Source organism: Flexivirga aerilata (assembly GCF_013002715.1).
GTDB lineage: Bacteria > Actinomycetota > Actinomycetes > Actinomycetales > Dermatophilaceae > Flexivirga > Flexivirga aerilata.
On the sequence record NZ_JABENB010000001.1, the window covers coordinates 1538991 to 1564123 of the forward strand.

Consider the following 25133-nt stretch of genomic DNA (forward strand, 5'->3'; position numbering starts at 1 on the left):
AGGCCGGTGGGGCCGCTGGGCGCCGATGATGGGTTCTCCGCGACTCTATCGGGGACTCCGGCCGGCGGCCGGACGGCCCGAGCGCGCCGCGGGCGGCAACGGTTTGCGACGATGGACAGGTGACCACCCCGAGCACGCCTGCCGACCCGTCGAACCCCGACCCCGCCGCGCCCACCGGGGAACCGGCGACGCCGCCGCAGCCGCAGCGTCGGGGGATGGGGTCGGCCAAGAACATGGTCATCTCGGCCGTCGTCGTCGCGCTCGCCTGCCTCGCGTGGTGGGCGTTCGTGCCGCGGCAGGAGAAGGTGACCCGCCCCGTCGCGGACGTCGGCGGGATCGCGCGCGAGATCGGCATACAGCAGCACTGGGACCCGGCCGTGGCCGACGGCCTGCCGGCGGGATGGTCGCCGGTCAATGTGCGACTGCGCACGCAGAGCGGTGTGCCGCCGACCTGGCAGGCCGGGTATGACGCGCCGGGCGACGGTTACGCCGCGGTGTTGCAGACCAAGGATGGCAACGCCGGCTGGGTGAAGGCGCAGACCGGGTCGGGCGCGGACAAGGGGACCGTCGCGATCGCCGGCGGGCAGTGGACGAAGATCGAGCGCTCGGACGGCGAGCAGCGCAGCCTGGTGCGCGCCGCCCCGCTCGGTGGCCTGACCACCGTGGTGACCGGCACCGGCGACTGGACGCAGCTGCAGGGGTTTGCGGCGACCGTCAAACCGTTCAGTGCGAGCGCGCTCGCCACGCCCCGGTCGTCGGCGTCATCGGGGTCGTCGGCGTCCGCACCGGCGTCGGCCGGCTGAGCCTCAGGCGTCGTCCGGCTCCTGCGTCATCGCGTCGATCTTCTGCTGGGCGCCGTCCAGCCACTGCTGACAGTGCGCGGCGAGCGCCTCGCCGCGCTCCCAGAGCCGCATCGACTCCTCCAGGGTCGCGGCGCCGGTCTCGAGCTGCGCGACGATCGAGGCCAGCTCGTCGCGGGCTTGCTCGTAGCCGAGCTCGGCGATGTCGGCGAACTCGTCGGCGGAGTCGGCCGGCTCGTCGTCGGGCCCGGTGGCTGCGGGGTCGCTCGTCATACGGTCAACCTAGGACACCGGTCGGACGGCGAAGTCGCCCGTCGCCACGGTGACGCGGAGCAGCTCGTCGGGTTCGACGGCCGCGACGTCGGTGATGATCTCGCCCTCGGCGTGCCGGACGACCGCGTAGCCGCGTTCGAGGGTCTGCAGAGGTGACAGGGCGCGCAGTTGCTCGCGCAGGTGGGTGACCCGGTCGTGACTGCGTTCGAGCCGGTGACTTAGCCGGTATGCCGCGCGCTCGCGCAACGTGTCGATCTCCGCGCGGCGGGTGGTGACCATCGTCGCAGGCGCCACCAGCACGGGGCGGCTGCGCAGCTGCTGCAGGTGGCGGCGCTCCAGGTCGAGGTGGCGGTGCAGGGAGCGGGCGCCGGCCGCGCGCAACGCCTGCAGCCCCTGCTGCTCCTCGGCGAGGTCGGGCACGATGCGTTTGGCCGCGTCGGTGGGGGTGGAGGCCCGCATGTCGGCGACGAAGTCGAGCAGCGGGGTGTCCTCGTCGTGGCCGATCGCGCTCACGATCGGGGTGCGGGCGGCCGACACCGCGCGCACCAGTGACTCGTTGCTGAAGGGCAGCAGGTCCTCGAAGCCGCCGCCCCCGCGCGAGATGACGATGACCTGGACGTGCGGTGCCGCGTCCAGCTCCTGCAGCGCAGCGGTGACCTCGGCGACCGTGCCGGGGCCTTGCACCGCCACCTGCCGGATCTCGAATCTCGTGGCCGGCCAACGGCGTCGGGAGTTTTCGACGACGTCCTTCTCCGCTGCGCTCGCGCGCCCGCAGATCAGGCCGACGGTGTGCGGCAGGAACGGCAGCGGCTTCTTGCGGGAGATGTCGAAGAGCCCCTCGCTGCGCAGCAGCTGCTTGAGGTGCTCCAGGCGCGCGAGCAGGTCGCCGACCCCGACCGGCCGCATCTGCCGCGCATCGAGGTGCAGCGTGCCGCGCTTGGTCCAGAAGGTCGGCTTGGCGTGCACGACCACGCGGGCGCCCTGCTGCAGCCCCGGGCCCATGGCGTCGAGGGTGTTGACGTGCACGGTGACCGACAGCGACATGTCGACCTCGGTGTCGCGCAGCGTGACGTAGGCGGTGGGTGCGCCCGGCCGGCGGTTGAGCTGCACGATCTGCCCCTCGACCCACAGCGGCGACATCTTGGCGACGTAGTCGCTGATCTTCAGCGACAGCGTGCGCACCGGCCAAGGCGTCTCGGCCGTGGTGTCCGCGGCGCGTTCGGGCAGGGGCGTGCTCATGTGGTCAGCGTATGCCGGGCCGGTGACGGCCGCCGCGCGAGCACGAGGCGCGTGTGCACAAGTCGCGACGGTTGCGGGGTGTGCACGTGTTTTGGGCTTAGGGCGTGCACAAGTCGCGACGGTTGCGGGGTGTGCACGTGTTTCGGGCCTAGGGCGTGCACAAGTCGCGACGGTTGCGGGGTGCGCACGGGTTTCGCGCCTAGGGCGTGCACAAGTCGCGACGGTTGCGGGGTGCGCACGGGTTTCGCGCCTAGGGCGTGCACAAGTCGCGACGGTTGCGGGGTGCGCACGTGCTTCGGGCCCAGGGCGTGCACAAGTCGCGACGGTTGCGGGGTGCGCACGTGCTTCGGGCCCAGGGCGTGCACAAGTCGCGACGGTTGCGGGGTGTGCGCCGGGTTTCGCTACCGTCGGCGGGTGCGCGAACCCGACGGACGCTGGCTCGCCGGCCGGTACGGGCTGGGCGACGTGACGGAGCTGATCCCGGCGGCACGCGGCGCGATGGGTGAGGTGTATCGGTTGCGTTGCGTGATAGGCGATTTCGCCGCCAAACGCTACCTGCGTGACGAGTCGTGGCTGCCGCACGCGGACTTCTCCGAGCGGTTCGCGCAGCGCTGCCGTGCCGTCGGCGTCCCGGCACCCGCGGCGGTGCGGGACGTCGAGGGGCAGCTGCTCACCCGTGATCCGGACGGCGCCTGGTGGCAGCTTGCCGCGTGGATCGACGGTGTCGTGCCCTCCCCGAACGACCGCGCCGCCGCCCTCTGGCTGGCCACCCAGACCGGTCGCATACATGGCCTCGGGCAGGCCCCGGACTGGGATGCCGAGCTCGACCCGTTCTACGCCCGCTGCCGCGTCGACTGGCCGGCGCTCGCGGACCGGGCGATTGCGGCCGACGCGGAGTGGGCGACCGACCTGCACCGCCGCACGCAGGACTTCGCCGAGTTGGCTGCCTGGTCGTCCGCGGCCGCGGTGGGTGCACTGATCGTGTCGCACAACGACCTCACCGTCGGCAACGTGCTGGACACCGGTTCCGGTCGGGTGTTGATCGATTGGGACAACGTCGGCCCGCAGGATCCGGCACGGGAGTTGGGAGTGCAGTTGTTCGATCGGCTCTCGGACGTCGAGCTGACCAGCGACGTGCTGGCCGCATATCGTGCCGCGGGTGGAGTCGAAATCGATTGGGGTGCAGAGGTTTTCGCGTCCGCGGTCAATATCCGACTCAATCTGCTCGCGGAGATGGTCGGTTGGTTGCGCGACCCGGCGGCGGCCGCGCATCACGACTTCGCGTCGGCGCGCGTCGGATCCCTGCTGCGCACGACTCCCGATCTGAGCGCTCTCCTGCACCGGGTGCGGGCGGTCGAACTAGGCTCCCTCACATGACGATTCGCATCCCGGGGCTCGCGCTGACCGACCATCTCCTCCAGCTGCCGCTGGACCACGCGGACCCGGGCGGACGGAAGATCGACGTCTACGCGCGCGAGGTGGTCGCGGTCGACAAGCAGGACGACGACCTGCCGTGGATGGTCTTCCTGCAGGGCGGGCCGGGCGGTGAGGGGCCGCGGCCGATGAAGGCCGAGGGCTGGATCGGCGAGGTGACCAAGACCCATCGACTGCTGCTGCTCGACCAGCGGGGCACCGGGCTGTCCACGCCGCTCACCGCACGGTCCACGGCCGGCATGTCGGCGCAGGAGCTCGCGGCATACGTCAAGCACTTCCGGGCCGACAGCATCGTCGCCGACGCGGAGATCTTCCGCGAGCAGGTCGCGGGCGGCAAGCCGTGGAAGACGCTCGGGCAGAGCTACGGCGGTTTCATCACGCTGACCTACCTGTCGCAGGCACCCGAGGGGCTCGCGGGTTGCCTGGTCACCGGTGGGCTCGCCGGCATCGACGCCAGCGCGGACGACGTCTACGCCCACACCTTCCCGCGGATCGCGCGCAAGAACGCCGAGTACTACCGGCGTTACCCGCAGGACCGTGCCCTGGTGCGCCGCCTCGCCGACTACCTCGCGGCGAACGAGGTGCTGCTGCCGGACGGCTCACGCCTGACGCCGGAGCGACTGCGGCTGCTCGGCAGTGTCTTCGGGATGAGCTACGGCTTCGAGCAGGTGCACTGGCTGCTCGAGACGGCCTGGGACGGTGCCGAGATCTCCGACCGCTTCCGTGAGGCCGTGCTCGGCACGACCTCCTATGCGACGGGACCGATCTATGCGCTGCAGGAGTTCTGTTACGGCGCTCCCGGCAAACCCACCGGCTGGGCGGCGGACAAGGCGCTCGCGGCACGCCCGGAGTTCGCCGCCGATGCCGACCCGTTGCTCTTCACCGGCGAGACGATGTTTCGCTGGATGTTCGACCAGATCACGCTGCTGCAGCCGTTCGCGCAGGCCGCCGACCTGCTCGCCGAGACCGACTGGCCACCGCTCTACGACCCGCGGCGGCTCGCCGACAACGAGGTCCCGGTCGTCGCCGCCGTCTACTTCGACGACATGTATGTCGATGCCGACCTCTCGATCGACACTGCCCGCCGGGTGGGCAACGTGCGGCCGTGGGTGACCAACGAGTTCGAGCACGACGGCCTCCGCAGCGGCGCGGTCGTGGGCCGGCTGCTGGAGATGCTCGACGGGAAGGTCTGAGCGGGGACTGCATCGTGCCCTCGGGGCGGGATGAGTCGCGCGGGGACCGGATCGTGCCGTCGGAACGGGATGGTCTGCGCTGCGTCGCGCAACCTGGTTGCGTCCGGCGCAACCAGGTTGCGCTTCGCGGCGGGGCAAGTCCGATTCCGGCGGTGACGGCTCGGCCCTCGCGAGTGGTCGGGGTCGTCGCAGGTGTCGGAGGTGTCGGAGGCGTCGCCCGACGGTGCCGATGTGGGTGCGCAGCGGTGACGCTTAGCATGGGTGCATGACTTCCGTGCTTCCGACCGGCACCGACGACGCCGCCACCGGCGGCAGTGACGCGTCCGACGGCAAGCGGGTGCTGCTGGCCGCGCCGCGCGGCTATTGCGCCGGCGTCGATCGGGCGGTGGTGACCGTCGAGAAGGCACTCGACCTCTACGGGCCGCCGGTCTACGTGCGTAAGCAGATCGTGCACAACAAGCACGTCGTGACCACCCTGGAGAAGCGCGGCGCGATCTTCGTCGACGAGACCGAGCAGGTGCCCGAGGGCGCGACGGTGATCTTCTCGGCGCACGGCGTGGCGCCCGTCGTACACGACGAGGCGAAGGCGCTGTCGCTCAAGACGATCGACGCCACCTGCCCGCTGGTCACCAAGGTGCACCGCGAGGCGCGGCGCTTCGCCGGTGACGACTTCGACATCCTGCTGATCGGCCACGACGGTCACGAGGAGGTCATCGGCACCGCGGGCGAGGCGCCCGAGAACATCGTGCTGGTGGAGTCGCCGGACCACGTCGACACGATCGAGGTCCGCGACCCCGACCGGGTCGTCTGGCTCTCGCAGACCACGCTGTCGGTCGACGAGACGATGGAGACCGTGCGCCGACTGCGCGAGCGCTTCCCGAAGCTGCAGGACCCGCCGTCGGACGACATCTGCTACGCCACCCAGAACCGCCAGCTGGCGGTCAAGCAGATGGCACCCGACACCGACCTGATGATCGTCGTCGGCAGCCGCAACTCCTCCAACTCGGTGCGCCTCGTCGAGGTCGCGCTGGAGCATGGCGCCCGGGACGGGCACCTGGTCGACTACGCCGACGAGATCGACGAGTCGTGGCTCGACGGCGTGACCACGGTCGGCGTGACGTCCGGTGCGTCGGTGCCCGAGGTGCTGGTGCGCGACGTGCTCGACTTCCTCGCGCAGCGCGGCTACACCGACGTCGCGTCGGTGACAGCGGCCGAGGAGAGCCTGCTCTTCGCCCTGCCGACCGAGCTCCGCCGCGACCTCAAGGCCCGTGGCTCGGACGACTCCGGCCAGGTCCGGCACGACGCGGGCTCGCTGCACTAAGCGCCCGAAGCGCCCGAAGCGCACGACCCAAGCGCACTATCCGGCGTCGCGCTCGCCGGTCGTGTCGGTGTCGCCGGAGAAGGCGCCGCGGTCGCCGGCGGTGGTCCCGAAGTCGAGCATGGGGCGCTCGACCTCCTCATCGAGCGCGTCGATCAACTCCTGCGCGGTGAGTGGCCGCGGCGCCTTCTCCACCGGGGACACCGGCGCGGCCGGCGCGTCGGTGACGACCCCGAGGGAGTGCAGCTTGCGGGCGGTGACGAAGACCCGCGACTCCAGCGCCCCGACCATCGCGTTGTAGGCCTCTACCGACTTGGAGAGCGACTGCCCGAGCCCGGTCGTATGACGCCCCAGCGTGCCGAGCCGCTCGTAGAGCTGCTGGCCCAGCACCAGCAACTCGCGCGCGCCCCGGACCAGGCTGTCCTGCTGCCACGCATAGGCGGTGGTGCGCAGCAGGGCTAGCAGGCTGCCGGGGGAGACCAGCACCACCTTGCGGGCCATCGCCCGGTCCAGCAACGACGGGTCCTGGCGCAGGGCGGCGGCGAGCATCGCGTCGGCGGGCAGGAAGCAGACCACCATCTGCGGGGTGTCGACGAATGCGCTCCAATAGTCCTTGGCGGCGAGACCGTCGATGTGGCGCACCAGGGCGCGGGCGTGGTCGTCGAGCAACTCGTCGCGAGTGGCAGGAGGCAGGTCGACCGCCTGGGCGTCGAGGAACTTGCGGACCGGCGCCTTGCTGTCGATCACCAGCACCCGGTCGCCGGGCAGGCGCACCAGCACGTCGGGTCGCACGCGCGCGTCGTGCCTGCTCACCGCGGACACCTGCTCATCGAAGTCGCAGTGCGGCAGCATGCCGGCGTGCTCCAGCACCCGCCGCAGCTGCACCTCGCCCCAGGTGCCGCTGGTGGACGACGAACGCAGCGCGCCGGCGAGTCCGCTTGTTTCCCGGTGCAATTGGCCGGTCACCCGGCCGACCTCGGCGAGTCGCTCGCCCAGCTCGCCGAACTGCTCGACCCGGTCCCGCTCGAGCGTGGCGACCTGGCGCTCCACCCGGTCCAGTGCGGCGCCGAGCGGCGCCAGCACGGCCGCGGTCTGCTGGTCGTCGGCGACCGCCGACTCGAGGTCGACCACGCGCTCGCGCAGCAGGTCCCGCTCGGTGCTGACGGCGACGGACCTCGCGGCATACACCTGGCGCAGCAGCGCCCAGCACAGGCCGCCGGCGACGACGAGCCCGACAGCCAGGCCGAGCAGGAAAACGATCATGCGGGCAGCCTGCCAAAGAGGTCTGACACCGTTGGGATCACACCCCGCCCGGTCAGCCGCGGCGCATGTAGTGGGGGTGGCGCGGCCGGGACGGGCCACGGCCGAGCAGCCGCGCGCTGTAGCGCATCACGTGGTGCCAGCCGACCCGCTGCAGCGCGAGCGTGGTCACGCCGGCGAGGATCATCCCGGCCAGGTTGACCGCGAGCTGCTGCACCGAGCCGGCGATCTCCGATCGTTCCCAGGTGGCGAGGCCGAGTGCGAGATTGCCCGCGGCCGGCACGGTGGTGACCGAGATGAAGACGCCCACCATCGCCGAGGTCTTGTCGGTGGACATGGCGAGCACGCCGGCCGACCCGGCGACCAGCGCCACGAGGAACGACCAGACGTCCGGGTGCCAGATGAAGCCGGTCTGCGGGCGCGGAGCGGTCACGTCGGCGGGGGTGATGAGGCCGGTGCCGCGCGCGATCAGCCCCAGCAGCGCGACCACGAGGATCGCGAAGGCGAACGAGACGAGGAGGAGCCGGGCGCTGCGCCATACGAGATGCCAGCGGGCGAAGACGATGCCGGTGCAGATCGACGCCACCGCCGCGAAGTCCGGGCCGACGACCATCGCGCCGACGACCAGCACGGCGGAGTCAGTGATCACCGCGATCGCCGCCAGGATCGTCGCCATCAGCAGGAAGAGGTAGAAGGACAGCGTCGGCTGGCTGGCGTCCTCGGCGTCGTTGAGCACCGCGTCCCAGATCACCGCGTCGTCCGGCTCGCCGGGGGCGGCCTCCTCGAGCTCGACGGCCCGCTTGAAGGGTGTGCTCGACGGCCGGCTGAGCACGATGCCGCCCTGCTCGCCGAGACCGAGCTTGGTGAGTGAGTCGAGCAGTTCGCTCGCGGTCTCCCGGGCGACGTCGCACTCGATCAGGTCGCCTTTCGGGTCCACGCAGGCACCACGGAGTATGACGAGGTTCGTCACGCACTCGTGGTGCTCGAGCAGGTGTGTGACGGGCTGCGCGAGGTCGGTCGGCACGGTCAGCCGCAGGTGCACGAGCATGAGTGCAGACTACGAGCAATCACCATTTAGACTCTTGACCTCGTGGCACTCACCATCGGAATCGTCGGCCTGCCCAACGTCGGCAAGTCGACCATGTTCAACGCACTGACCAAGAACAACGTGCTCGCCGCAAACTACCCGTTCGCGACGATCGAGCCCAACGTCGGCGTCGTGCCGCTGCCCGACGAGCGGCTCGGCAAGCTCGCCGAGGTCTTCAGGTCGGAGAAGACGATCCCGGCGACCGTGTCGTTCGTGGACATTGCCGGCATCGTGCGCGGGGCGTCCGAGGGTGAGGGGCTGGGCAACAAGTTCCTCGCCAACATCCGCGAGGCCGACGCGATCTGCCAGGTGATCCGGGTCTTCAACGACGACGACGTGGTGCACGTCGACGGCAAGGTGTCGCCCGAGTCCGACATGGAGACCATCAACACCGAGCTGATCCTGGCCGACCTGCAGACCCTGGAGAAGGCGCTGCCGCGTCTCGACAAGGAGGTCAAGGGCAAAAAGACCGACAAATCGGTGCTCGAGGCGGCGCAGGCTGCGCAGGCGATCCTCGAAGCCGGGGACACGCTCTTCGCCAAGGGTTTCGACGTGGCGCCGATCAAGGAGCTCGGGCTGCTGACGGGCAAACCGTTCCTCTACGTCTTCAACGTCGACGAGGACCAGCTGACCGACGAGGACCTTCAGGCGTCGCTCCAGGCGCTGGTCGCCCCCGCCGAGGCGATCTTCCTCAACGCCAAGCTCGAGATGGACCTCACCGACATGTCCGACGAGGAAGCCCTGGAGATGCTGCAGGGCTTCGGCGCCACTGAGTCCGGCCTGCACCAGTTGGCGCACAAGGGTTTCAACACCCTCGGACTGCAGACTTACCTGACCGCCGGCCCCAAGGAGACGCGGGCCTGGACCATCCGGCGCGGCTGGACGGCTCCGCAGGCGGCCGGCGTGATACACACCGATTTCCAGAAGGGCTTCATCAAGGCCGAGGTCATCTCGTATGACGACCTGATCGCGCTCGGCTCGGTTGCCGAGGCCCGCTCCGCCGGCAAGGCGCGCATGGAGGGCAAGGACTACGTGATGCAGGACGGCGACGTGGTGGAGTTCCGGTTTAACGTCTGATTGCCATGGAGCGAAGTCGTCGCTCACGTAGTCTACTTCGGCAACGCGGCGTTTCGTCATCTCGTCGAGGTATCCCAGGGTGTCGTTGATGCCCGGCTCGTAGTCGCCGTGGCGGGCGCACTGGTGCGCTCAAGCGCGACAGCGCTCAACGGCGGCCCGTAACTCCACCCATCCATATCACGCGATATGATGGTCGCGTGACGAACGTCGTACGACGGCTGCGAGAGGCGGCCGGGCTGAGCCAAGCAGAGCTGGCTGCCCGGTCGGGAGTTGCGCAGCCCAACATCGCGGCCTATGAGGCCGGCAGGCGCAGCGCCTCTGCCGCCATGTTGGAGCGGCTGCACCGGGCCGCTCGTCCGCTTCCGCACGAGGCCTTGGCCGCACACAGGCGTGAGCTGGTGACTCTGGCCGAGTCCTTCGGACTCACTAACCTACGCGTCTTCGGATCTGTCGTGCGCGGCACCGACGGGCCGGGAAGTGATCTCGACATCCTGGTTGCACGCTCTCCCGGCGTGGGTCTGATGGCGTTGGCCGAGTTCACCGAAAGGGCTACGGAACTGCTCGGAGTCGAGGTCGACGTGGTGACCGATGGCGGCCTGCGCGCCGACCACGAGTTGCTGACCACGGCCGTTGCCGTATGACGCCTCGGGACGCAGCGGCGTTGCGAGAGATCGCGCGCCTGTGCGATGTCGGCGCTGGTTTGGTGGCTCGTGGTCATGAATGGTATGTCGGCGACCCCGACAACGTGCCGGGCTTGGCGGCGGAGTCGTTGATCATCAAGATCGGTGAAAACGTCGCCCGCTTGGGAGCTGACACGACCGACCGACACCCCGAGGTGCCTTGGTCTCGCATGAAGCGCATGCGCGATCGCTTGGCGCATCACTACGAAGGGACGGACTATGGAGCCGTCTGGGCCACACTGGTAGGTGATCTGCCGACGATCAAGCGCTATATCGAGTCATTGGACCACCTTGAGTGATGCCAGAGGTGGTTCGGCTACGGGACGTGGAGAGTTCCGGTTCAACGCCTAGCGGGGGAGGCCGGCGCCCAAACCCTGCGCACGCCGGTCGCCGACGGCTTCGTGGCTCGGGAGGCGCAGCCGGTGGTGCCGCCGCTGGTTGAATACTTACTGACGCCCCGCGGGCTGAGCGGCCCGCGCTGAATCGACGCTCATCGACCGGCGGATCGCCCGCGGGTCAGCCCGGTTTCGACCAGGCGATCGTATGGCGGAAGCCGAGTCGGTGGCGCAGCTGCGCGCCCGGCATGACGTCAGCCAGTGCCGACCGCAACTCGCCGAACGTCACCTGCGGGTCGCGCACCGGAAACGGCTCCCGGTCAGGAGGCTCCGGCGCGGCCCAGGGATGCTGCGCAAAGCCGATGATCGGGTTGGTCACCATCGACGCGACCTCCCAGGCGTGGTCGTTGAACGTTTCGGGGCGGGCTAGGCCGACGCACGCGAATCTGCCTGCGGGGCGCAGGATTTCGTGCACCTGCAGCAGCGCCGTGCGGAGGTCGAGGTGGTGCAGGACTGCGATCATCGTCACGAGGTCGGCGCTTTCGGCCGGCATGTCGTCAAGTTGCGTCGCGTCGACCGTGACGTTGGGCAGACCCGCGCACCGTGCCGCGCTGACCCGGCGCATCTCGGCGTCGGCGTCGGTCCCGTGCACGCGCTCGAAGCGCTCGGCGAGCACGGCGAGGAGTTCACCGCGGCCGCACCCGACGTCCAGCGCATCCGCACGGTGATCAGGCAACTGTGTGGTGATCCAGGTGTGGAAAACGTCGTTGTGGCTCCACGGGTGCCGATCATTCATTCGGCGCAGTGCGTTCGCCGCCCACGCGCCGTGGCGCGAACCAGATATCGCTCGAATCACCATGATCTGTAGGCGATTTCAGCGCAATGCCTCGGCCAGCCCGACGAGAATGCCCTCGGGTCCACGGACGTAACAGAGCCGGTAGACGTCCTCGAATTGGACGACCTCGGTGCTGACCAGCTCTGCGCCATACGGCTCGATGCGGGCGAGCGCGGCGTCCAGGTCGTCGAGCTCGAACATCACCCGCAGGTAGCCCAGCGCGTTGACCGGCGCCCGCCGGTGGTCGGCGACGACGGCCGGCTCGATGAAGCGCGACAGCTCCAGACGGCTGTGCCCGTCCGGCGTGACCATCATCGCGATCTCGACCTGCTGATCGCCCAATCCCGTTACCCTGCCTGCCCATTCGCCCTCGACCATCATCCGGCCCTCGAGCTCGAGCCCGAGCGCGCGGAAGAACTCGACGGTTGCGGTGAGATCCTCGACGACGATGCCGACGTTGTTCATGCGCACTGTCATGCCTGCAGCGTATGGCGGCCCGCGCCGACGACCGGCCCGAGGCGCGCAGCTCGGCGGCGAGGGTCGCTGCGTCATACGCCCCGATGTGGCGGCGGTCGCCGACGAAGAACGTCGGGGTGCCGTGCGCACCGCTCGCGTCGGCGCTGCGAGCGTCCTCCAGCACCCGGAGCTCGACCTCGGGCGACTGCAGGTCGGCGAGGAACTGCTCGACGTCGAGATCGAGTTCGGCGGCGTAGCCGATCAGGTCGTCGGTCGTCAGCTCGTCCTGGTGGGCGAAGAGCAGATCGTGCATCGGCCAGAACTTCCCCTGCAGCGACGCGGCCTCCGCTGCGTGTGCGGCCAGCTCGGCGTGCGGGTGCGGCTCGACGAGCGGCAGGTGCCGGAAGACGTAGCGCAGCTCACCCGCAAACTCCTCGCGCAGGTCGCGGAGCATGCCCGTGGCGCGGCCGCAGAAGGGGCACTCGAAATCGCCATACTCCACCAATGTGTATGGCGCGTCGACGTTTCCGCGGATGTGGTCCCGCTCGGGGTCGACCGGTCTGTCCAGTCTCACCGGCAGGGTCGCGTAGTGGTGCCCGAGCACCCGGCTGGAGACCAGGAAGATCAGGCCGCCGACGAGCGCGGCGAAGACGGCGGACAGCAGCACGCCGACCGTGGCGTCGCGGCGCAACTCCTCGGAGTCGAACGCGAGCCCGATGATCAGCAGGGACACCGTGAAGCCCATGCCGGACATCGCGGCACCACCGAGCACCTGCGACGGGCTGACGCCCTCCGGCAGCCGGCCCCAGTGCAGCCGCACCGCACCGATCGCGCCGAAGCCGACACCGACGAGCTTGCCGATGACCAGACCGGCGACGACGCCCCAGGTGACCGGGGAGCGCAGCGCGTCCTGCAGCACCCCACCCCGCAGGTCGACGCCCGCGTTGGCCAGCGCGAAGACCGGGACGATCAGGTAGCTCGTCCACGGGTGCATGCGCACCTGCATCCGCTCGTTGACCGACACCGCGCGCCGCAGCGTGGTCGTCGCGGCATGGCCGACATCGGGCATCGGCGACTGCCGGAACGCCCGGAACTGCTGCACGGCCCGGTCGACGTCGCTGCGGCGCGGGCCGAACGCCGGGACGAGCAGGCCGGCGACCATCCCGGCGATCGACGGGTGCAGGCCGGACCGGACGGTCGCGAGCCACAGCAGGGGGATCGCCACGGCATACGGCCAGGTCTGCCAGACGCCGAGCCGGTCGAGCACGAGCAGCGCCACGACGCACGCCAGTGCGCCGAAAAGGCCTGGTAGGTAGTTGTTCTCGGAGTAGACGACACCGATGATGCTGACCGCGACGATGTCGTCGAAGACGGTCAGGGTCAGCAGGAAGAGCCGCAACTGGCCGGGGCACCTGGGCCCGAGCAGGGCGACCGCACCCAGCATGAACGCGGTGTCGGTGCCGATCACCGTGCCCCATCCGGCGGCGGCGTCACCCGAGGAGTTGATCGCCCGGTAGATCGCGGCCGGCACGAGGATGCCGCAGAGCGCGGCAGTGAGGGGCACCACGATCCGTCGCCGGTCGGTGAGCTCGCCCATCGACAACTCGCGGCGCACCTCCAGGCCGACGACGAGGAAGAACAGCACCATCAGGCCGTCGTTGACCCAGAAATGCAGGTCGTGCTCCATGCCGGCCGACCCGATGCGCACGCCGGGCGGTGGTCTCCCAGAGCGACTCGTAACTGTGCGACCACGGCGAATTCGCCCAGGCCACGGCGATCACCGCGGCCGCGAGCAGGAATCCGGCGCTGCCCGCCTCGGTCGACAGGTAGTGGCGGGCGGCGCGCGGGATCTGGGCCAGCCCGCTGCCCGGTGATCGTTCGGAGGTGGTGCCGAGATCGGTCCGCGCCATGCCGGGAGTCTAGGTGGACGACCGGCCGGGGGAGTCGCCCTCGCCTCACCGGCGCAGGTGTGCTGTGGTGTGCGTATGACGAACGACACCTTCCCCCTGGCCGGCCACGACGTGCACCGCATGGGTTACGGCGCGATGCAGCTGCCCGGGCCGGGAGTCATGGGACCGCCGCGCGACCGGGACGCCGCGCTCGCGGTGCTGCGGCGCGCCGTCGAACTCGGCGTCAACCACATCGACACCGCCCAGTTCTACGGCCCGGACGTCGCCAACGAGCTGATCCGCGAGGCGCTGCACCCCTACCCCGACGACCTGGTGCTGGTCTCCAAGGTCGGCGCCCGCCGCGACGACGTCGGTGCCTGGCTGCCCGCGCAGCGGCCGGAGCAACTGCAGGACGACGTGCGGCACAACCTGCGCGAGCTCGGCGTCGAGCGCCTCCCGGTGGTCAACCTGCGGGTGATGCCGCGCGAGGAGATCGCCGCGGAGGACTACGTGCCGCTCGACGAACAGCTCGCGGCCATGCGGGAACTCGTCGACCAGGGTCTGCTGGAGGCGTTCGGCGTCAGCAACGTGCCGCCGGAGCAGGCACGCGTCGCGATCGACGCCGGCGCCGTCTGCGTGCAGAACGCCTACAACCTGCTCTTCCGCGACGACGAGGCCACCCTGCAGCTGTGTGCCGAGCGGAAGGTCGCCTACGTGCCGTTCTTCCCGCTCGGCTCGGCCTTCCCCAACATGCCGAAGGTCACCGAGGACCCGACCGTGCAGGCGGTCGCGGCCCGGCTCGGCGTCACGCCGTCGCAGGTCGGCCTCGCCTGGCTGCTGCAGCAGGCCGACAACGTGCTGCTGATCCCCGGCACCTCGTCGGTCGCGCACCTGGAGGAGAACATCGCCGCCGCCCAGGTGCGGCTGACCGACGCCGACATCGCCGAGCTGGAAGGGCCGCTCGCGGACTAGCCGCCCGCGGGACCGGCTCGGCCCCCTGCAACCAGTTACAGCCAGGGGCCGAGCTGCGGCAGCGCTGCGTCACCGGCGACGCGCAGCCCCGATGTGCCGCGGCCGGCGAGGTATGCCGCAACCGCCGCCACGCCACCGCTCACCTCGGCCGCGGTCTGCCCCTCCGCGACCGGTGCGGTGACGACCGCGCCATCGTCGACCGACAGCGCCACCCGCGACGCCCCGTCCGGTGCCTTGGCGGTGCGTTGTGCCGCGATGTCCGCGATCAGCGAAGCCAGGAAATCCGTTGGCAGCGAGGAAAATTCGTCTTCCGGTGCGAGGTCGACGGCGTGGATGAAGACCTCCCGGCAGCGCATCCACGGCACCTCCGATGCCGGCACCTCGCGGCCCTGCGCGGTGCGCACGGGCGCCTGCCAGTCGGCGTCGGGCAGCTCGCGGAGCCGGCCGAGGAGCACCGCGCCACGCTCGATCGTCAACGATCGCAACGCGGTTGGCGACTCTTGCGCGAGTCGCTCGATGTCGGCGTTGCGCTGGCCGGGCGAGGAATACATCGGCGTCTCGACTCCGGTCAGGGCCCACGACGCAAGGTTGCCGAGTGCGTCGGCGTTGGCCGCGACGTGCGCGACGACATGTGCGTTGGTCCAGCCGGGCAGGCGGCTCGGAGCGGCGAAGTCGGCGTCGGACAGGCCGTCCACGGCGCGCTCGAAGAGCTGCTGGCCGGTCCTCGCCCAGGGCAGTGTGGTGGCGACGGGCTCCGTCATACGGCTGCCTGTGCTGCGCGGCAGGTCGACGACCCGAGCCCGGTGATCGTGGTGGTGAGCACGTCCCCATTGTGCAGGTAGCGGGCCGGCTTTCGGGCGTGGCCGACCCCGCCCGGAGTGCCTGTCGCGATGACGTCGCCGGGCTGCAGGGTGATCATCGTCGAGACATATTCGACGAGCCGGACCGGGTCGAAGACGAGGTCGGCGGTGTCGGCCTTCTGCACGACCTCGCCGTTGACCTCCCCGACCAGCGCGAGTGCCGGACGGGTGCCGCCGGGCAGTTCGTCCGGGGTGACGAGGTAGGGGCCGAGCGGTGTCGTCTCCTCCCACGTCTTGCCCTGGAGCCACATGGGCGAGCGATACTGCCAGTCACGCATCGTCACGTCGTTCAGCACCGCAAACCCGGCGATCGCGTCCGACGCCTGCTGCGTCGTTGCCCGGCGGACCCGATCGCCGATGACGACCGCCAGCTCGGCCTCCCAGTCGACCGCGTCGGACTCGGGCGGCAGCACGATCGCGTCCTCGGCGCCGATGAGACTCTCGGCATACTTGGCGAAAAGGGTTGGAAACTCGGGGAGTTCGCGACTCATCTCGAGGATGTGATTGCGATAGTTGAGGCCGACGCAGACGATCTTGCCCGGTCGGGTGACGACGGGCGCATAGTCCACCGCGTCCGCTGCGTATGACGTGGCAGCCGCTGCCGCACGGTCCCGCCAGCCCGGCCGAGCCAGCAGCTCGTCCAGCGTGTCGCAGCCCAGGTCGACCAGCCGGTCGTCGTCGACGCGCACGGCCCGGGTGGCGTGCTCGGCGGTGCGGACGGTTGCCAGTTTCATCGGTCATCCTCTGTCTCGGAACGGAATTGGTGCATTGCCAGGTGGATCGGCGCATCGCTGAAGCGGAACAGGTCGAGCGCGCCGGAGTCGGAGTCGTCGGTCGATGCCTCGGACACGACAGACAGCGGCTGCCACGACGGCACGACGAAGAGGTCGCCCCGGCTCACCGACCACTCCTCGTCACCCACCCGGACGCGGCCGGACCCGTCGAAGACCTGCCACACCGATGAGCCGGTCTCGCGGCGCGGCGCGGTCTGCGCTCCCCGTCGCACCCGGTGCATCTCGGCACGGATGGTCGGCAGCACATCGCCACCGGTCTGCGGGTGCAGGAAGCGCACGGCCGCGTGGCCGGGCTCGATCGTGTGGGTCTCGCCCTGTGCCTCGAGCTCGAGCTGCGCGGTGAGCGCGGCGTCGGTGTGCTCCCAGCGGTAGGCGAGCAGCGGTGTCGTGCCGACGGAGGCGTCCGCAGCGGCGACCGGAGCGAGCCCCGGGTGGGCCCAAAGGCGTTCGGACTTGGAGGTTTCCGGCGCCGACCGGTCCTCGATGCGGTCACGCCCGAAGTCGAAGAAGGTCGTCTCGGCGTAGTGCGCATAGGGGATGTCGAGACCGTCGATCCAGGCCATCGGGGCATCGCCCGGGTTGAAGTGCGCGTGGAAGTTCCAGCCGGCCTGTGGCAGGAAGTCGCCGCGCCGCATGGCCACCGGGTCGTCGCCCACGACCGTCCAGACGCCCTCGCCCTCGACCACGAAGCGGAAGGCGTTCTGGGTGTGCCGGTGCTCGGGCGCCTCCTCGCCCGCGCCCAGATATTGGATGGCGGCCCACAGGGTCGGGGTGGCGAACGGGCGCCCGCCGAGGCCCGGGTTGGCGAGCGCGATCGCCCGCCGCTCGCCGCCCCGCCCGACCGGGACGAGATCGCCGGCCTGCCGGGCGAGTGCGTAGAGCGCCGACCACGTCCAGCGGTGCGGCAACGCGCGGGAGACGGGGGCGGCGGGCATCAGCTCGCCGATCTCCGCCCACAGCGGCACGAGCAGCTCCTGCTCGAACCCGCGATAGAGGGCGAGCAGCTGCTCGCTCGGGGCCGGCTGGTCGGGCGCATCCGTCATCTCGATGCGGACACCACCGATGGTGTCGGTCATGCGATCACTCCTGGTCTGGCTGGCCTGCATGGCCTGCCTGGTCTGCATGGTCAGAAGATGGTTGGAAATCAGTGGGCGACAACGGAGTCCAGCTGTTTGCGCGGCGCCGATGCCGCTCGCACGGTGCGCGTGGTCACCGCCAGCAGCGCCGCCGCCAGTGCGGAGGCAGCGGCGAACATCGCGATGTTGCCGCCGACCCCGTAGCCGCCGTCGATCAGCCAGCCGCCGGCCTGTGGCGCGACGATCGCCCCCACGCGCCCCGCGCCGAGCGCGAAGCCGAGCGCCGTGCCCCGGGCCACCGCCGGATAGCGGTTGGTGATCGCGGCGATGATGAGGCACTGCGTGCCGTGGGTGCCGATGCCGGCGATCACCAGCGCGGCATAGACCGGCACGGCGCTGGACGGGTAGGTGAGCAGGAAGGCCAGACCGGCCGCGGCCGCCAACGCGGCAACCGCCGCGCTGCGCAGGGGTCCGAAGCGGTCGCCCGCCCACGCGGTGAGGGCGGACCCGGCGACGGCCCCCAGGTTGAGAGCGAGCAGGAAGGTCAGCGGGTCGCCCAGGTCGAATCTGCCGTCCGGTCCCATGAGCTTGGGCAGCCAGGTGCCGAGGCCATACCACGCGAAAAGCGTTGCGATCGTTGCGCATGCGAACAGCACGGACGCAACGAGATAGGGCGGTCGCAGCACCGCGCTGAGCGGTGCGACGTGTCCGGTGCCGACCGGGTCGGCCTCGCCGGTCAAGCCGAACTCCTGCTCGATGCGGTGGGCCTGCTCCGGCCGGCCGTGCACCCGCAACCACGCGGGCGACTCCGGCAGGAGCACCGCAGCGGCCGGCAGCAGCACGACCAGCGCGAGTGCGGCGACGGCATACATGCCGCGCCACTCGATTGTCGGCATCGCCCACAGCCCGAGCAGCGCGGCGATCGAGCCACCGATCGGCACACCGGACATCATCGCGGTGGCGATGAGCGCGCGCCTGCCCTTGCCGACGAATTCGGCGGTGAGCGCGTTGGCGGTGGGCACCAGGCCGCCCAGGCCGATGCCCGCCACGAAGCGCAGGATCCCGAACGACGTCGGGCCGCCGGCGAAGGCGCACAGGGTCGTGAAGACCGAGAACCACGCGGTGCAGGCGAGGATCATCCGGCGGCGGCCGAGCCGGTCGGCGAGCACCCCGGCGCCGAGTGCGCCGACCAGCATGCCGGCGAAGGCCAGGCTGCCGATCGTGCCCGCCTGGCCGGCGGTCAGCCCCCAGCCGGGCTCGGCCAGGAGCTTCGGGATCGTCGTCCCGTAGACGATGAGGTCGTAGCCGTCGAAGACGACGATCGACCAGCACAACACCGCGACGAGCAGTGTGGACCGGCGCTTGCCGGAGGTGACCTGTGTCATAGCGATCGATGATTCAATGTGTTCCTCATCAAAGAACAGGACTTTCTGCCATGAAGAATCCACCGAGTTACGCGATCGCCAGCGTGGACCACGCGCTGCGACTGGCGGTGATGTTGCAGGTGGAGGGCCCGCTCGGCGTCAGCGACGCCGCGGAACGTCTCGGGGTCGCTCGCTCCACCGCGCACCGGTTGCTCTCGATGCTCGCCTACCGGGACTTCGCCGTGCAGCGCTCCGACCGTCGGTATGCCGTGGGACCCGTGCTGGCAGTGGGTCATTCGTCGGATCGCTCGCGCACCGCGCACCTTCGCGCGGCCGCGATGCCCTGGCTCGCGGCGCTGATGGAGGAGGTGCAGGAGTCGGCGAACGTCCAGGTCCTCACCGGGGAGCACTGCCGCTTCGTGGGCGCCGTCGAGTGCCGCCAGGCGCTGCGCGTGGGGGATCGGGAGGGCATGGCCTTCCCGGCGCACAAGGTGTCGGGCGGGAAGGTGCTGCTCGCCGAACTCTCGACCGCCGAGCTGAGCGCTCTCTACAGCGCCGAGCGCTTCGCCGACCGTCCGGAGGAACTGCCCAATGTGGCGAGCCTGCGGCAGGAGCTGTCGTGGGTCCGGCGGCGCGGCTACGCGATCAACATCGAGGGTGCGGAGAAGGGCGTGGTCGGGATCGGCCGGCCGTTGCGGCTCGGTGCCGAGCGCGCGGAGGCGGCGGTCTGCGTGTCGTTGCCGACCGTGCGATTCGACGATGAGCGGGTGCGGGTCATCCTGGGCGCGCTGACCCGCGCCGCTGTCGGCATCGAGGCCGACTTCGTCGCCCAGCGGCCCGGCGGGCTCAGCGCGCCGGCGGACGCATGACGAACATCGGTGTCCGGCTGCGATATTCGGCATAGCCCGGGCGGTCAGCCATCGCCTTCTCGAGCAACCGGGCACCGCTGCCCCAGACCAGCAGGCCCACCATGATCGCCGGTGACAAGACCGTCGCGACGCCGGGCCAGGCGGCGCACGCCACGAGGTAGACGCCCACCCAGAAGCACGCGTCGCCGAAGTAGTTGGGATGGCGCGACCACGCCCACAGGCCGGTGTCCAGGATCGGCGGGCGAGGTTGCTGCTGCTTGTAGTTGGTCAGTTGCGCGTCGGCGACGGCCTCGATGACCAGCCCGGCGACCGCGACCACCACGCCCAGCACGGCGAGGACGACGAGCGCGCCGCCCGGGTCGGACGTGACCGCCACGACCTGGATCGGCGCCGAGACGATCCACTGGATCAGGCCCTGCAGACCGAACACCCGCAGTGCAGTCGCAAGGGTCGAACGCCCTTGCGTCATACGCACATAACGCGGGTCGTCGTCGTGCGGCCGGCTCCGCCGCCCGATGTGTATGGCGAGGCGTGCGGCCCAGGCGGTCACCAACACCGCGAGCGCGACGCGCCGCCATACGCCGCCGTGGCCGGTCGCCAGGCCGAGCAGTGCCACGGCCGCGATGCCCGGACCCCAGACCACGTCGGCCACGTCCCAGCGGCCGGCCCGTCGTGACCACCAGAATGCGGCCGCCTGGATGAGCGCCACGAGGACGGCGCTGGCCAGTGCCATCCAGAGGAGGTCAGGCACGCGGATCGCTCCAGGACGCCGGGCGCACGGCGGGCAGTCGCGAGGGTCCGGTGCGGCGCCGCACGGCGAGGATCTGGTCGACACCCATCCGGCCCTGCTCGAAGGCGAGCAGGCCACCGGCGAGATAGAGCTCCCAGACCCGGATCACCTCCGGATCGACGAGTTGTTCGATTTGCGAGCGGTTTTGGTCGAATCGGCGCTGCCACGACCGCACCGTCCACGCATAGTGTTCGCGCATCGCGTGCACGTCGCGCACCTCCAGCCCGGCAGCCTCCAGAAGTTCGATCGTGTCACCGACCGGCCGCATCGTCATGTCGGGTGCGATGAACGCCTCGATGAAGGGACCGCCGCCCGGGTGCCGTCCGCGCCGGCTCATCTGCTGCACGAGGATGCGCGCGTCGTCGTGCGCGGCATCGTGCAGGACCTTCGCGTAGGTCGGGTAACCCTTGTCACCGGCGTGCTCGCCCATCTCCAGCGATGCGACGGCGTCGTAGCGACCCTGCACGTCGCGGTAGTCGCGCAGCTCGATCGTCACCCGGTCCTGCAGGCCGCGATCGTGAATGCGCTTGTCGATGAACGCTTTCTGCTCCTCGGCGATGGTCACCCCGGTGACCTTGGCGCCGTAACGCTCGGCCGCGTGGAGCGAGAGCGATCCCCATCCGCAGCCGACGTCGAGCATCGTCATGCCGGGTCGCTGGTCGAGGCCGATCTTGCGGCAGACCAGGTCGAGTTTGTCGGCCTGCGCCGCCTCGAGCGGGTAGGCGTCGGTCTCGGCTCCGTCGATGTCGCCCTCGGTGACGTAGGCGCAGGAGTAGGCCATGTGCTGATCGAGGATCATCTCGTAGAACCGGCTGTCGACGTCGTAGTGGTGGTGGATCACGTCACGGTCGCGGGTGCGGGAGTGCAGCCGGCCGCGCACCGCGATCTGGGTCTTCGGTGCGGTCAGGGGAGCACCGACGGCACCGGTGGTGAAGGCGGCCCGGAGCGCGCGGGGCAGCCGGGCGAGCAGTGTGCCCCGGTCCTTGAGGTCGCGGTCGGCGACGGTGCCCCACGCGTGCCGCAGCGCGTCGGCGACGTTGCCGTCGACCTCCAGGTCTCCGGCGACATAGGCCTGTGCGGCGCCGAGTTCGCCCGGGTGCCAGAGCAATCGGCGCAACGCATCGGGACTGTTGAGCCGCACGTGCGGCCCGTCGGCCGCGCCCGCGGTGCTGCCGTCCCAGGCGGTCAGCCGCACCGGGAGGTCACCGCCGACGACCGGGCGCAGCGCCTCGGCCAGGGTGCCGGCGACGTCGGCCGGCCTCGCGCTCACGCCTCGCCACCTTCGCGCACGAACGTCAGCTGGTGCACATCGAGGTAGCCGGCCCGGAAGCCTCCCTCGGAGTAGCGCAGGTAGAAGTCCCACATCCGCCGGAAGGTGTTGTCGAAGCCCAGCTCGGCCAGCTCGTCCGCCCGCGCGTCGAAGCGCTGTGCCCACAGGTCGAGGGTGCGCGCGTAGGAGTCACCCATGGCCAGGTCGTCCACGATGCGCAGCCCGGCCCGGCCCGCGCTGGCCTCGATGAGCTCCATCGAGGGCAGTGCTCCGCCGGGGAAGATGTACTTGTGGATCCAGGTGTAGGTGTTGCGGGTCTGCAGCACCCGGTGGTGTGGCATCACGATCGCCTGGACCGCGGCGCGCCCGCCCGGCCGCAGCACCGCCGCGATGCGGTCGAAGTAGGAGTCGAGGAAGTCCAGACCGACCGCCTCGATCATCTCCACCGAGACGACCGCGTCGAACGTCCCGGTCACGTCGCGGTAGTCGCTGAGGCTCACGTGCGCGCGGTCGCCCAGGCCCGTGCGTTCGAGGAGGTCGTTGGCCCATCGCTGCTGCTCGGTGGACAGCGTGATGCTGTCCACGATGGCGCCGCGCTGTGCGGCGCGCAAGGCCAAACCGCCCCAGCCAGAACCGATTTCGAGCAGGCGGCTGCCCGTGCCGACGCCGGCCTGGTCGAGCAGCCGGTCGATCTTGCGGCGCTGTGCCGTCGTGAGGTGGTCGCTGGTGTCGAAGAGCGCCGACGAGTAGGTCATCGTCTCGTCGAGGAAGGTCGCGAACATCTCGTTGGACAGGTCGTAGTGCCGCTCGACGTTGGTGCGCGATTGCTCCGGCACCGGCCGGTCGCCGGCCGGTTGCCGCTTGAGCACCGCGGTCCGGAAGGCCCGCAGAGGCGCCGGCACGAGTTGCTCCACGCTCGAGGCGAACTGGGCGATGAGTCCGGCCAGGTCGTCGCTGTCCCATTCGCCCGCGAGGTAGGACTCGCCGAAACCGATCAGGCCGCCGCTGCCGATCCGCCGGGCCAGCGCGGACGGCTCGTGGACGTACATCGTGGGAGCTGCTCCACTGCGGTCACCGCCGAGGACGGTGCCGTCGGGCATCATGACCCGAATCCCCAACCGGGAGACGGCATGCCGGAAGATGCGCTCGGCGACGACGGTCGCGACGTCGGCGCGCACGCCTCGCGGGATGCGGGCCACGTCGGGCCAGCGCACCGGGTCGACGAGTGATGACGGTGGGTTGAGCGCGGTGCTCATGACACCTCCTGGAGGTGGTCGGGTCGGGGTTGGACGGGAAGTCGTTTTGTCCAGAGGCGGATGCCCTGCAGGCGGATCCGGGCCGTGACGAGCTGGGACGCGAACGGCTGGTGGGCGAGCAGCCGCAGCCGGCCGGCGAGAGTGTGGGGCAGGACGCCCTGCCAGGTCGCGACGAACGGCCGCTGGCCGGGACGGTGCAGGGTGATGCGGACGTCGAAACCCTGCGGTCCGGGCGGTGGCACGCTCATCGTGTAGTCACCGGTGGTGTCGTTGAACGGCGAGACGTAGAGCCGCTTTTCGGTCCGGGCGACGTCCCGGTCGTCGGGACTGACGACATACGCATGACGCTGGCCGTAGGTGTTGCGCACCTCGGCGATCACCGTCACCAGGGATCCGTCCGGTGCGGTGCACCAGTAGAGCGTGAGCGGGTCGAAGGCGTATCCCAGCGTCGCGGCGCCGCTGAGCGCGGTGATGCTGCACGCCGACAGGTCCAGTCCCCGCTCGCGCCCGAACGCGACCAGGTTGGCGCGCCAGTCGTCGCCGTCGCCGAGATGGTCGGCGGCGCGGAACCGCACGAACGGCCGCTGCCACCAACGCAGCCCGGCGTTGGGGTCGTCGTCGAGTGAGACCGCCCAGGTGCAGGTGCGGTAGGTGAAGTCGTGGCGGACGGGGGAGGTGCGGGTGTGCCGGACCGTCGCGAGGTATGCCGTGCTCACCACCGGCCCCCGAGCGCCTCCGCGGCGAGCAGACCGGACAGGGCACCGTCCTCGTGGAAGCCCCACCCGTGGTAGGCCCCGGCGAACGCGAGCCGAGGCTCGGTGAGCAGCGGCAGCCTCGCCTGTGCGGCCACGAATTCCCTGGAATACAGCGGGTGTTCGTACTGCATGCGGGCGACGACCGTCGCCGGGTCGACGCGACCCTCGCCGCCGAGCGTGACGAGCACTCGCTGGTCCTCGGGCGACTGCAGCCGCATCAACCGGGTCAGGTCGTAGGACACCAGCACGCCGTCGGTCGCCTCCACCAGCAGCCGGTAGTTCCAGGACGCCCGCGCCGCCCGGGCCGGCGGCAGCACGGAGCTGTCGGTGTGCAGCAGCGCCGGGTTCTGCGAATAACGCAGGGCGCCGAGCACCTCGGCCTGCTCGGGGCTCGGCGACTTGAGCATCGCGAGGGCGGCGGACGGATGCGTGGCGATCACGACCGCGCTGAAGTCGTGCTCGGCCCGGTCGGTCTGCAGGGTCACGCTGTCGGCACGCGGGGCGACCGCCTGCACCGGGGTGCCGAGCTCCAGATCGATGCGCGCGTCGGAGAAGACCCGCTCGACATAGGTGCGGGAACCGCCGGCGACCGTGCGCCACGTCGGGGAGCCGGTGACGGTGAGCATGCCGTGATGCTGCAGGAAGGTGAGCAGGCTGCGGGCGGGATAGGACAGCGCGTCCTGCGGCGCGCACGACCAGACGGCAGCGACGAGCGGCGTGGCGAAATGCTCGAGGAACGCCTCGTCGAACCGCAGCCGGGCCAGCCAGTCGCCGATGCTCGTCAGGTCGTCCGCGGCGGCCTCGCTGAGGAAATCGGTTGCAGCAGCGTGGAATCGGCGCACCTGCCACAACATCTTCAGGTATGCCGGGCGTCGCACGGTGGCCGGGTCGGCGAGGATGCCGCGCACGCCCTGGCCACCGGCATACTGCCAGCCGGTGCGCTCGGAGAAGACCGACATGCTCATGTCGGTCGGTCGCGTCTCGACCGACAACTCACCGAAGAGCCGTTGCAGGGTCGGGTAGGTGCGGTCGTTGTGCACGATGAAGCCGCTGTCGACGGGCACGGTGGCGCCGTCGGCAAGCCGGACGTCGTGGGTGTGGGCGTGTCCGCCCGGGCGGTCGTCGGCCTCGAAAACCGTCACCCGGCCGGTGCGGCACAAGACGTGGGCGGCGACCAGACCGGACACGCCGCTTCCGATGACTGCGTAGTGAGGTGGCACGGTGGTGGTTCGGTGCGGCGCGCTCACCGGA

25 protein-coding genes and 2 pseudogenes are annotated in these 25133 nt (G+C 70.5%); 10 read left to right on the forward strand and 17 right to left on the reverse strand.

Annotated features, from left to right (window positions below):
• The first annotated feature begins 119 nt into the window (after positions 1 to 119).
• Positions 120 to 803 carry a DUF4245 family protein gene (locus HJ588_RS07355; RefSeq protein ID WP_171153552.1) on the forward strand — a complete coding sequence of 228 codons (684 nt, stop codon included), beginning with the start codon at positions 120 to 122 and terminating at the stop codon, positions 801 to 803.
• Between the two features lie 3 nt (positions 804 to 806).
• Here HJ588_RS07355 and HJ588_RS07360 read toward each other — a convergent pair whose 3' ends face one another.
• Positions 807 to 1073 (reverse strand): exodeoxyribonuclease VII small subunit, encoded by a 267-nt coding sequence (locus HJ588_RS07360; RefSeq protein ID WP_171153554.1) that lies wholly within the window; start codon positions 1071 to 1073, stop codon positions 807 to 809.
• 9 nt (positions 1074 to 1082) lie between these two features.
• Positions 1083 to 2312 (reverse strand): exodeoxyribonuclease VII large subunit, encoded by a 1230-nt coding sequence (xseA, locus tag HJ588_RS07365; protein ID WP_171153556.1) that lies wholly within the window; start codon positions 2310 to 2312, stop codon positions 1083 to 1085.
• A 414-nt stretch (positions 2313 to 2726) separates the two neighbouring features.
• On the opposite strand from xseA, the gene HJ588_RS07370 reads away from it, so the two are divergent.
• The 3 genes from HJ588_RS07370 (at position 2727) to HJ588_RS07380 (ending at position 6260) form a co-directional block, all read left to right on the forward strand.
• Entirely contained in the window at positions 2727 to 3689 is a 963-nt protein-coding gene (locus HJ588_RS07370) for a phosphotransferase (RefSeq protein WP_171153559.1), read from the forward strand.
• Positions 3686 to 4939 (forward strand): alpha/beta fold hydrolase, encoded by a 1254-nt coding sequence (locus HJ588_RS07375; protein ID WP_171153561.1) that lies wholly within the window; start codon positions 3686 to 3688, stop codon positions 4937 to 4939. Before HJ588_RS07370 ends, HJ588_RS07375 begins: the two co-directional genes overlap by 4 nt.
• A gap of 265 nt (positions 4940 to 5204) precedes the next feature.
• Positions 5205 to 6260, forward strand: a complete 1056-nt coding sequence (locus HJ588_RS07380; RefSeq protein ID WP_171153563.1) for a 4-hydroxy-3-methylbut-2-enyl diphosphate reductase — start codon at positions 5205 to 5207, stop codon at positions 6258 to 6260.
• Between the two features lie 36 nt (positions 6261 to 6296).
• Here the strand turns inward: HJ588_RS07380 and HJ588_RS07385 are convergent, their stop codons facing one another.
• Complete coding sequence (locus tag HJ588_RS07385; RefSeq protein WP_171153565.1) at positions 6297 to 7520, reverse strand: DNA recombination protein RmuC; 1224 nt, start codon at positions 7518 to 7520, stop codon at positions 6297 to 6299.
• Between the two features lie 52 nt (positions 7521 to 7572).
• On the reverse strand, positions 7573 to 8565 hold the full coding sequence (locus HJ588_RS07390) for a DUF389 domain-containing protein (protein ID WP_171153567.1): 993 nt from the start codon (positions 8563 to 8565) through the stop codon (positions 7573 to 7575).
• A 42-nt stretch (positions 8566 to 8607) separates the two neighbouring features.
• On the opposite strand from HJ588_RS07390, the gene ychF reads away from it, so the two are divergent.
• The 4 genes from ychF to HJ588_RS07410 all read left to right on the forward strand — a co-directional run bounded on the left by ychF (position 8608) and on the right by HJ588_RS07410 (position 10843).
• The gene (ychF, locus tag HJ588_RS07395) at positions 8608 to 9681 is read left to right on the forward strand and encodes a redox-regulated ATPase YchF (RefSeq protein WP_171153569.1); all 1074 of its coding nucleotides are present in this window, start codon (positions 8608 to 8610) and stop codon (positions 9679 to 9681) included.
• A gap of 197 nt (positions 9682 to 9878) precedes the next feature.
• The gene (locus HJ588_RS07400; protein WP_171153571.1) at positions 9879 to 10322 is read left to right on the forward strand and encodes a helix-turn-helix domain-containing protein; all 444 of its coding nucleotides are present in this window, start codon (positions 9879 to 9881) and stop codon (positions 10320 to 10322) included.
• Positions 10319 to 10660, forward strand: a complete 342-nt coding sequence (locus HJ588_RS07405) for a HepT-like ribonuclease domain-containing protein (RefSeq protein WP_171153573.1) — start codon at positions 10319 to 10321, stop codon at positions 10658 to 10660. The genes HJ588_RS07400 and HJ588_RS07405 overlap by 4 nt, the downstream gene beginning before the upstream one ends.
• A gap of 75 nt (positions 10661 to 10735) precedes the next feature.
• Entirely contained in the window at positions 10736 to 10843 is a 108-nt protein-coding gene (locus HJ588_RS07410; protein WP_171155487.1) for a helix-turn-helix domain-containing protein, read from the forward strand.
• Between the two features lie 34 nt (positions 10844 to 10877).
• Here HJ588_RS07410 and HJ588_RS07415 read toward each other — a convergent pair whose 3' ends face one another.
• The 4 genes and pseudogenes from HJ588_RS07415 to HJ588_RS20160 all read right to left on the reverse strand — a co-directional run.
• Positions 10878 to 11492 carry a class I SAM-dependent methyltransferase gene (locus HJ588_RS07415; protein ID WP_246241775.1) on the reverse strand — a complete coding sequence of 205 codons (615 nt, stop codon included), beginning with the start codon at positions 11490 to 11492 and terminating at the stop codon, positions 10878 to 10880.
• A gap of 78 nt (positions 11493 to 11570) precedes the next feature.
• Positions 11571 to 12083 (reverse strand): VOC family protein, encoded by a 513-nt coding sequence (locus tag HJ588_RS07420; protein WP_343036691.1) that lies wholly within the window; start codon positions 12081 to 12083, stop codon positions 11571 to 11573.
• A gap of 31 nt (positions 12084 to 12114) precedes the next feature.
• Positions 12115 to 13674: pseudogene (nhaA, locus tag HJ588_RS07425) on the reverse strand (Na+/H+ antiporter NhaA); the annotation flags it as partial.
• Between the two features lie 79 nt (positions 13675 to 13753).
• Positions 13754 to 13897 (reverse strand): annotated as a pseudogene (locus HJ588_RS20160) (hypothetical protein); the annotation flags it as partial.
• 75 nt (positions 13898 to 13972) lie between these two features.
• Between HJ588_RS20160 and HJ588_RS07430 the strand changes: the two are divergent.
• Positions 13973 to 14848 (forward strand): oxidoreductase, encoded by an 876-nt coding sequence (locus HJ588_RS07430; protein WP_171153576.1) that lies wholly within the window; start codon positions 13973 to 13975, stop codon positions 14846 to 14848.
• 35 nt (positions 14849 to 14883) lie between these two features.
• Here the strand turns inward: HJ588_RS07430 and HJ588_RS07435 are convergent, their stop codons facing one another.
• The 4 genes from HJ588_RS07435 to HJ588_RS07450 form a co-directional block, all read right to left on the reverse strand.
• On the reverse strand, positions 14884 to 15609 hold the full coding sequence (locus tag HJ588_RS07435) for a maleylpyruvate isomerase family mycothiol-dependent enzyme (RefSeq protein ID WP_171153578.1): 726 nt from the start codon (positions 15607 to 15609) through the stop codon (positions 14884 to 14886).
• Positions 15606 to 16442 (reverse strand): fumarylacetoacetate hydrolase family protein, encoded by an 837-nt coding sequence (locus tag HJ588_RS07440; RefSeq protein ID WP_171153581.1) that lies wholly within the window; start codon positions 16440 to 16442, stop codon positions 15606 to 15608. The genes HJ588_RS07435 and HJ588_RS07440 overlap by 4 nt, the downstream gene beginning before the upstream one ends.
• Positions 16439 to 17578, reverse strand: a complete 1140-nt coding sequence (locus tag HJ588_RS07445; RefSeq protein ID WP_171153583.1) for a cupin domain-containing protein — start codon at positions 17576 to 17578, stop codon at positions 16439 to 16441. Before HJ588_RS07445 ends, HJ588_RS07440 begins: the two co-directional genes overlap by 4 nt.
• A gap of 68 nt (positions 17579 to 17646) precedes the next feature.
• The gene (locus tag HJ588_RS07450) at positions 17647 to 18963 is read right to left on the reverse strand and encodes an MFS transporter (RefSeq protein ID WP_171153585.1); all 1317 of its coding nucleotides are present in this window, start codon (positions 18961 to 18963) and stop codon (positions 17647 to 17649) included.
• Between the two features lie 50 nt (positions 18964 to 19013).
• Here HJ588_RS07450 and HJ588_RS07455 point away from each other — a divergent pair, with 50 nt between their 5' ends.
• Positions 19014 to 19811, forward strand: coding sequence for an IclR family transcriptional regulator (locus HJ588_RS07455; RefSeq protein ID WP_171153587.1), 798 nt, complete (start codon positions 19014 to 19016; stop codon positions 19809 to 19811).
• Here the strand turns inward: HJ588_RS07455 and HJ588_RS07460 are convergent.
• Genes HJ588_RS07460 through HJ588_RS19945 form a run of 5 tightly spaced genes read right to left on the reverse strand, consistent with a single transcriptional unit; the run spans position 19789 to position 25129 of the window.
• Positions 19789 to 20562, reverse strand: coding sequence for a DUF1295 domain-containing protein (locus HJ588_RS07460; protein ID WP_343036626.1), 774 nt, complete (start codon positions 20560 to 20562; stop codon positions 19789 to 19791). The two genes, HJ588_RS07455 and HJ588_RS07460, sit on opposite strands and share 23 nt — an antisense overlap.
• Positions 20555 to 21871: a class I SAM-dependent methyltransferase gene (locus HJ588_RS07465; RefSeq protein WP_343036627.1), complete on the reverse strand. Its 1317-nt coding sequence runs from the start codon at positions 21869 to 21871 to the stop codon at positions 20555 to 20557. Before HJ588_RS07465 ends, HJ588_RS07460 begins: the two co-directional genes overlap by 8 nt.
• A complete protein-coding gene (locus HJ588_RS07470) occupies positions 21868 to 23127 on the reverse strand; it encodes an SAM-dependent methyltransferase (RefSeq protein WP_171153589.1) in 1260 nt (419 codons plus the stop codon). The genes HJ588_RS07465 and HJ588_RS07470 overlap by 4 nt, the downstream gene beginning before the upstream one ends.
• On the reverse strand, positions 23124 to 23843 hold the full coding sequence (locus tag HJ588_RS19750) for a DUF1365 domain-containing protein (protein ID WP_343036628.1): 720 nt from the start codon (positions 23841 to 23843) through the stop codon (positions 23124 to 23126). The genes HJ588_RS07470 and HJ588_RS19750 overlap by 4 nt, the downstream gene beginning before the upstream one ends.
• The gene (locus tag HJ588_RS19945; RefSeq protein WP_343036629.1) at positions 23840 to 25129 is read right to left on the reverse strand and encodes an NAD(P)/FAD-dependent oxidoreductase; all 1290 of its coding nucleotides are present in this window, start codon (positions 25127 to 25129) and stop codon (positions 23840 to 23842) included. Before HJ588_RS19945 ends, HJ588_RS19750 begins: the two co-directional genes overlap by 4 nt.
• Positions 25130 to 25133 lie beyond the last annotated feature (4 nt).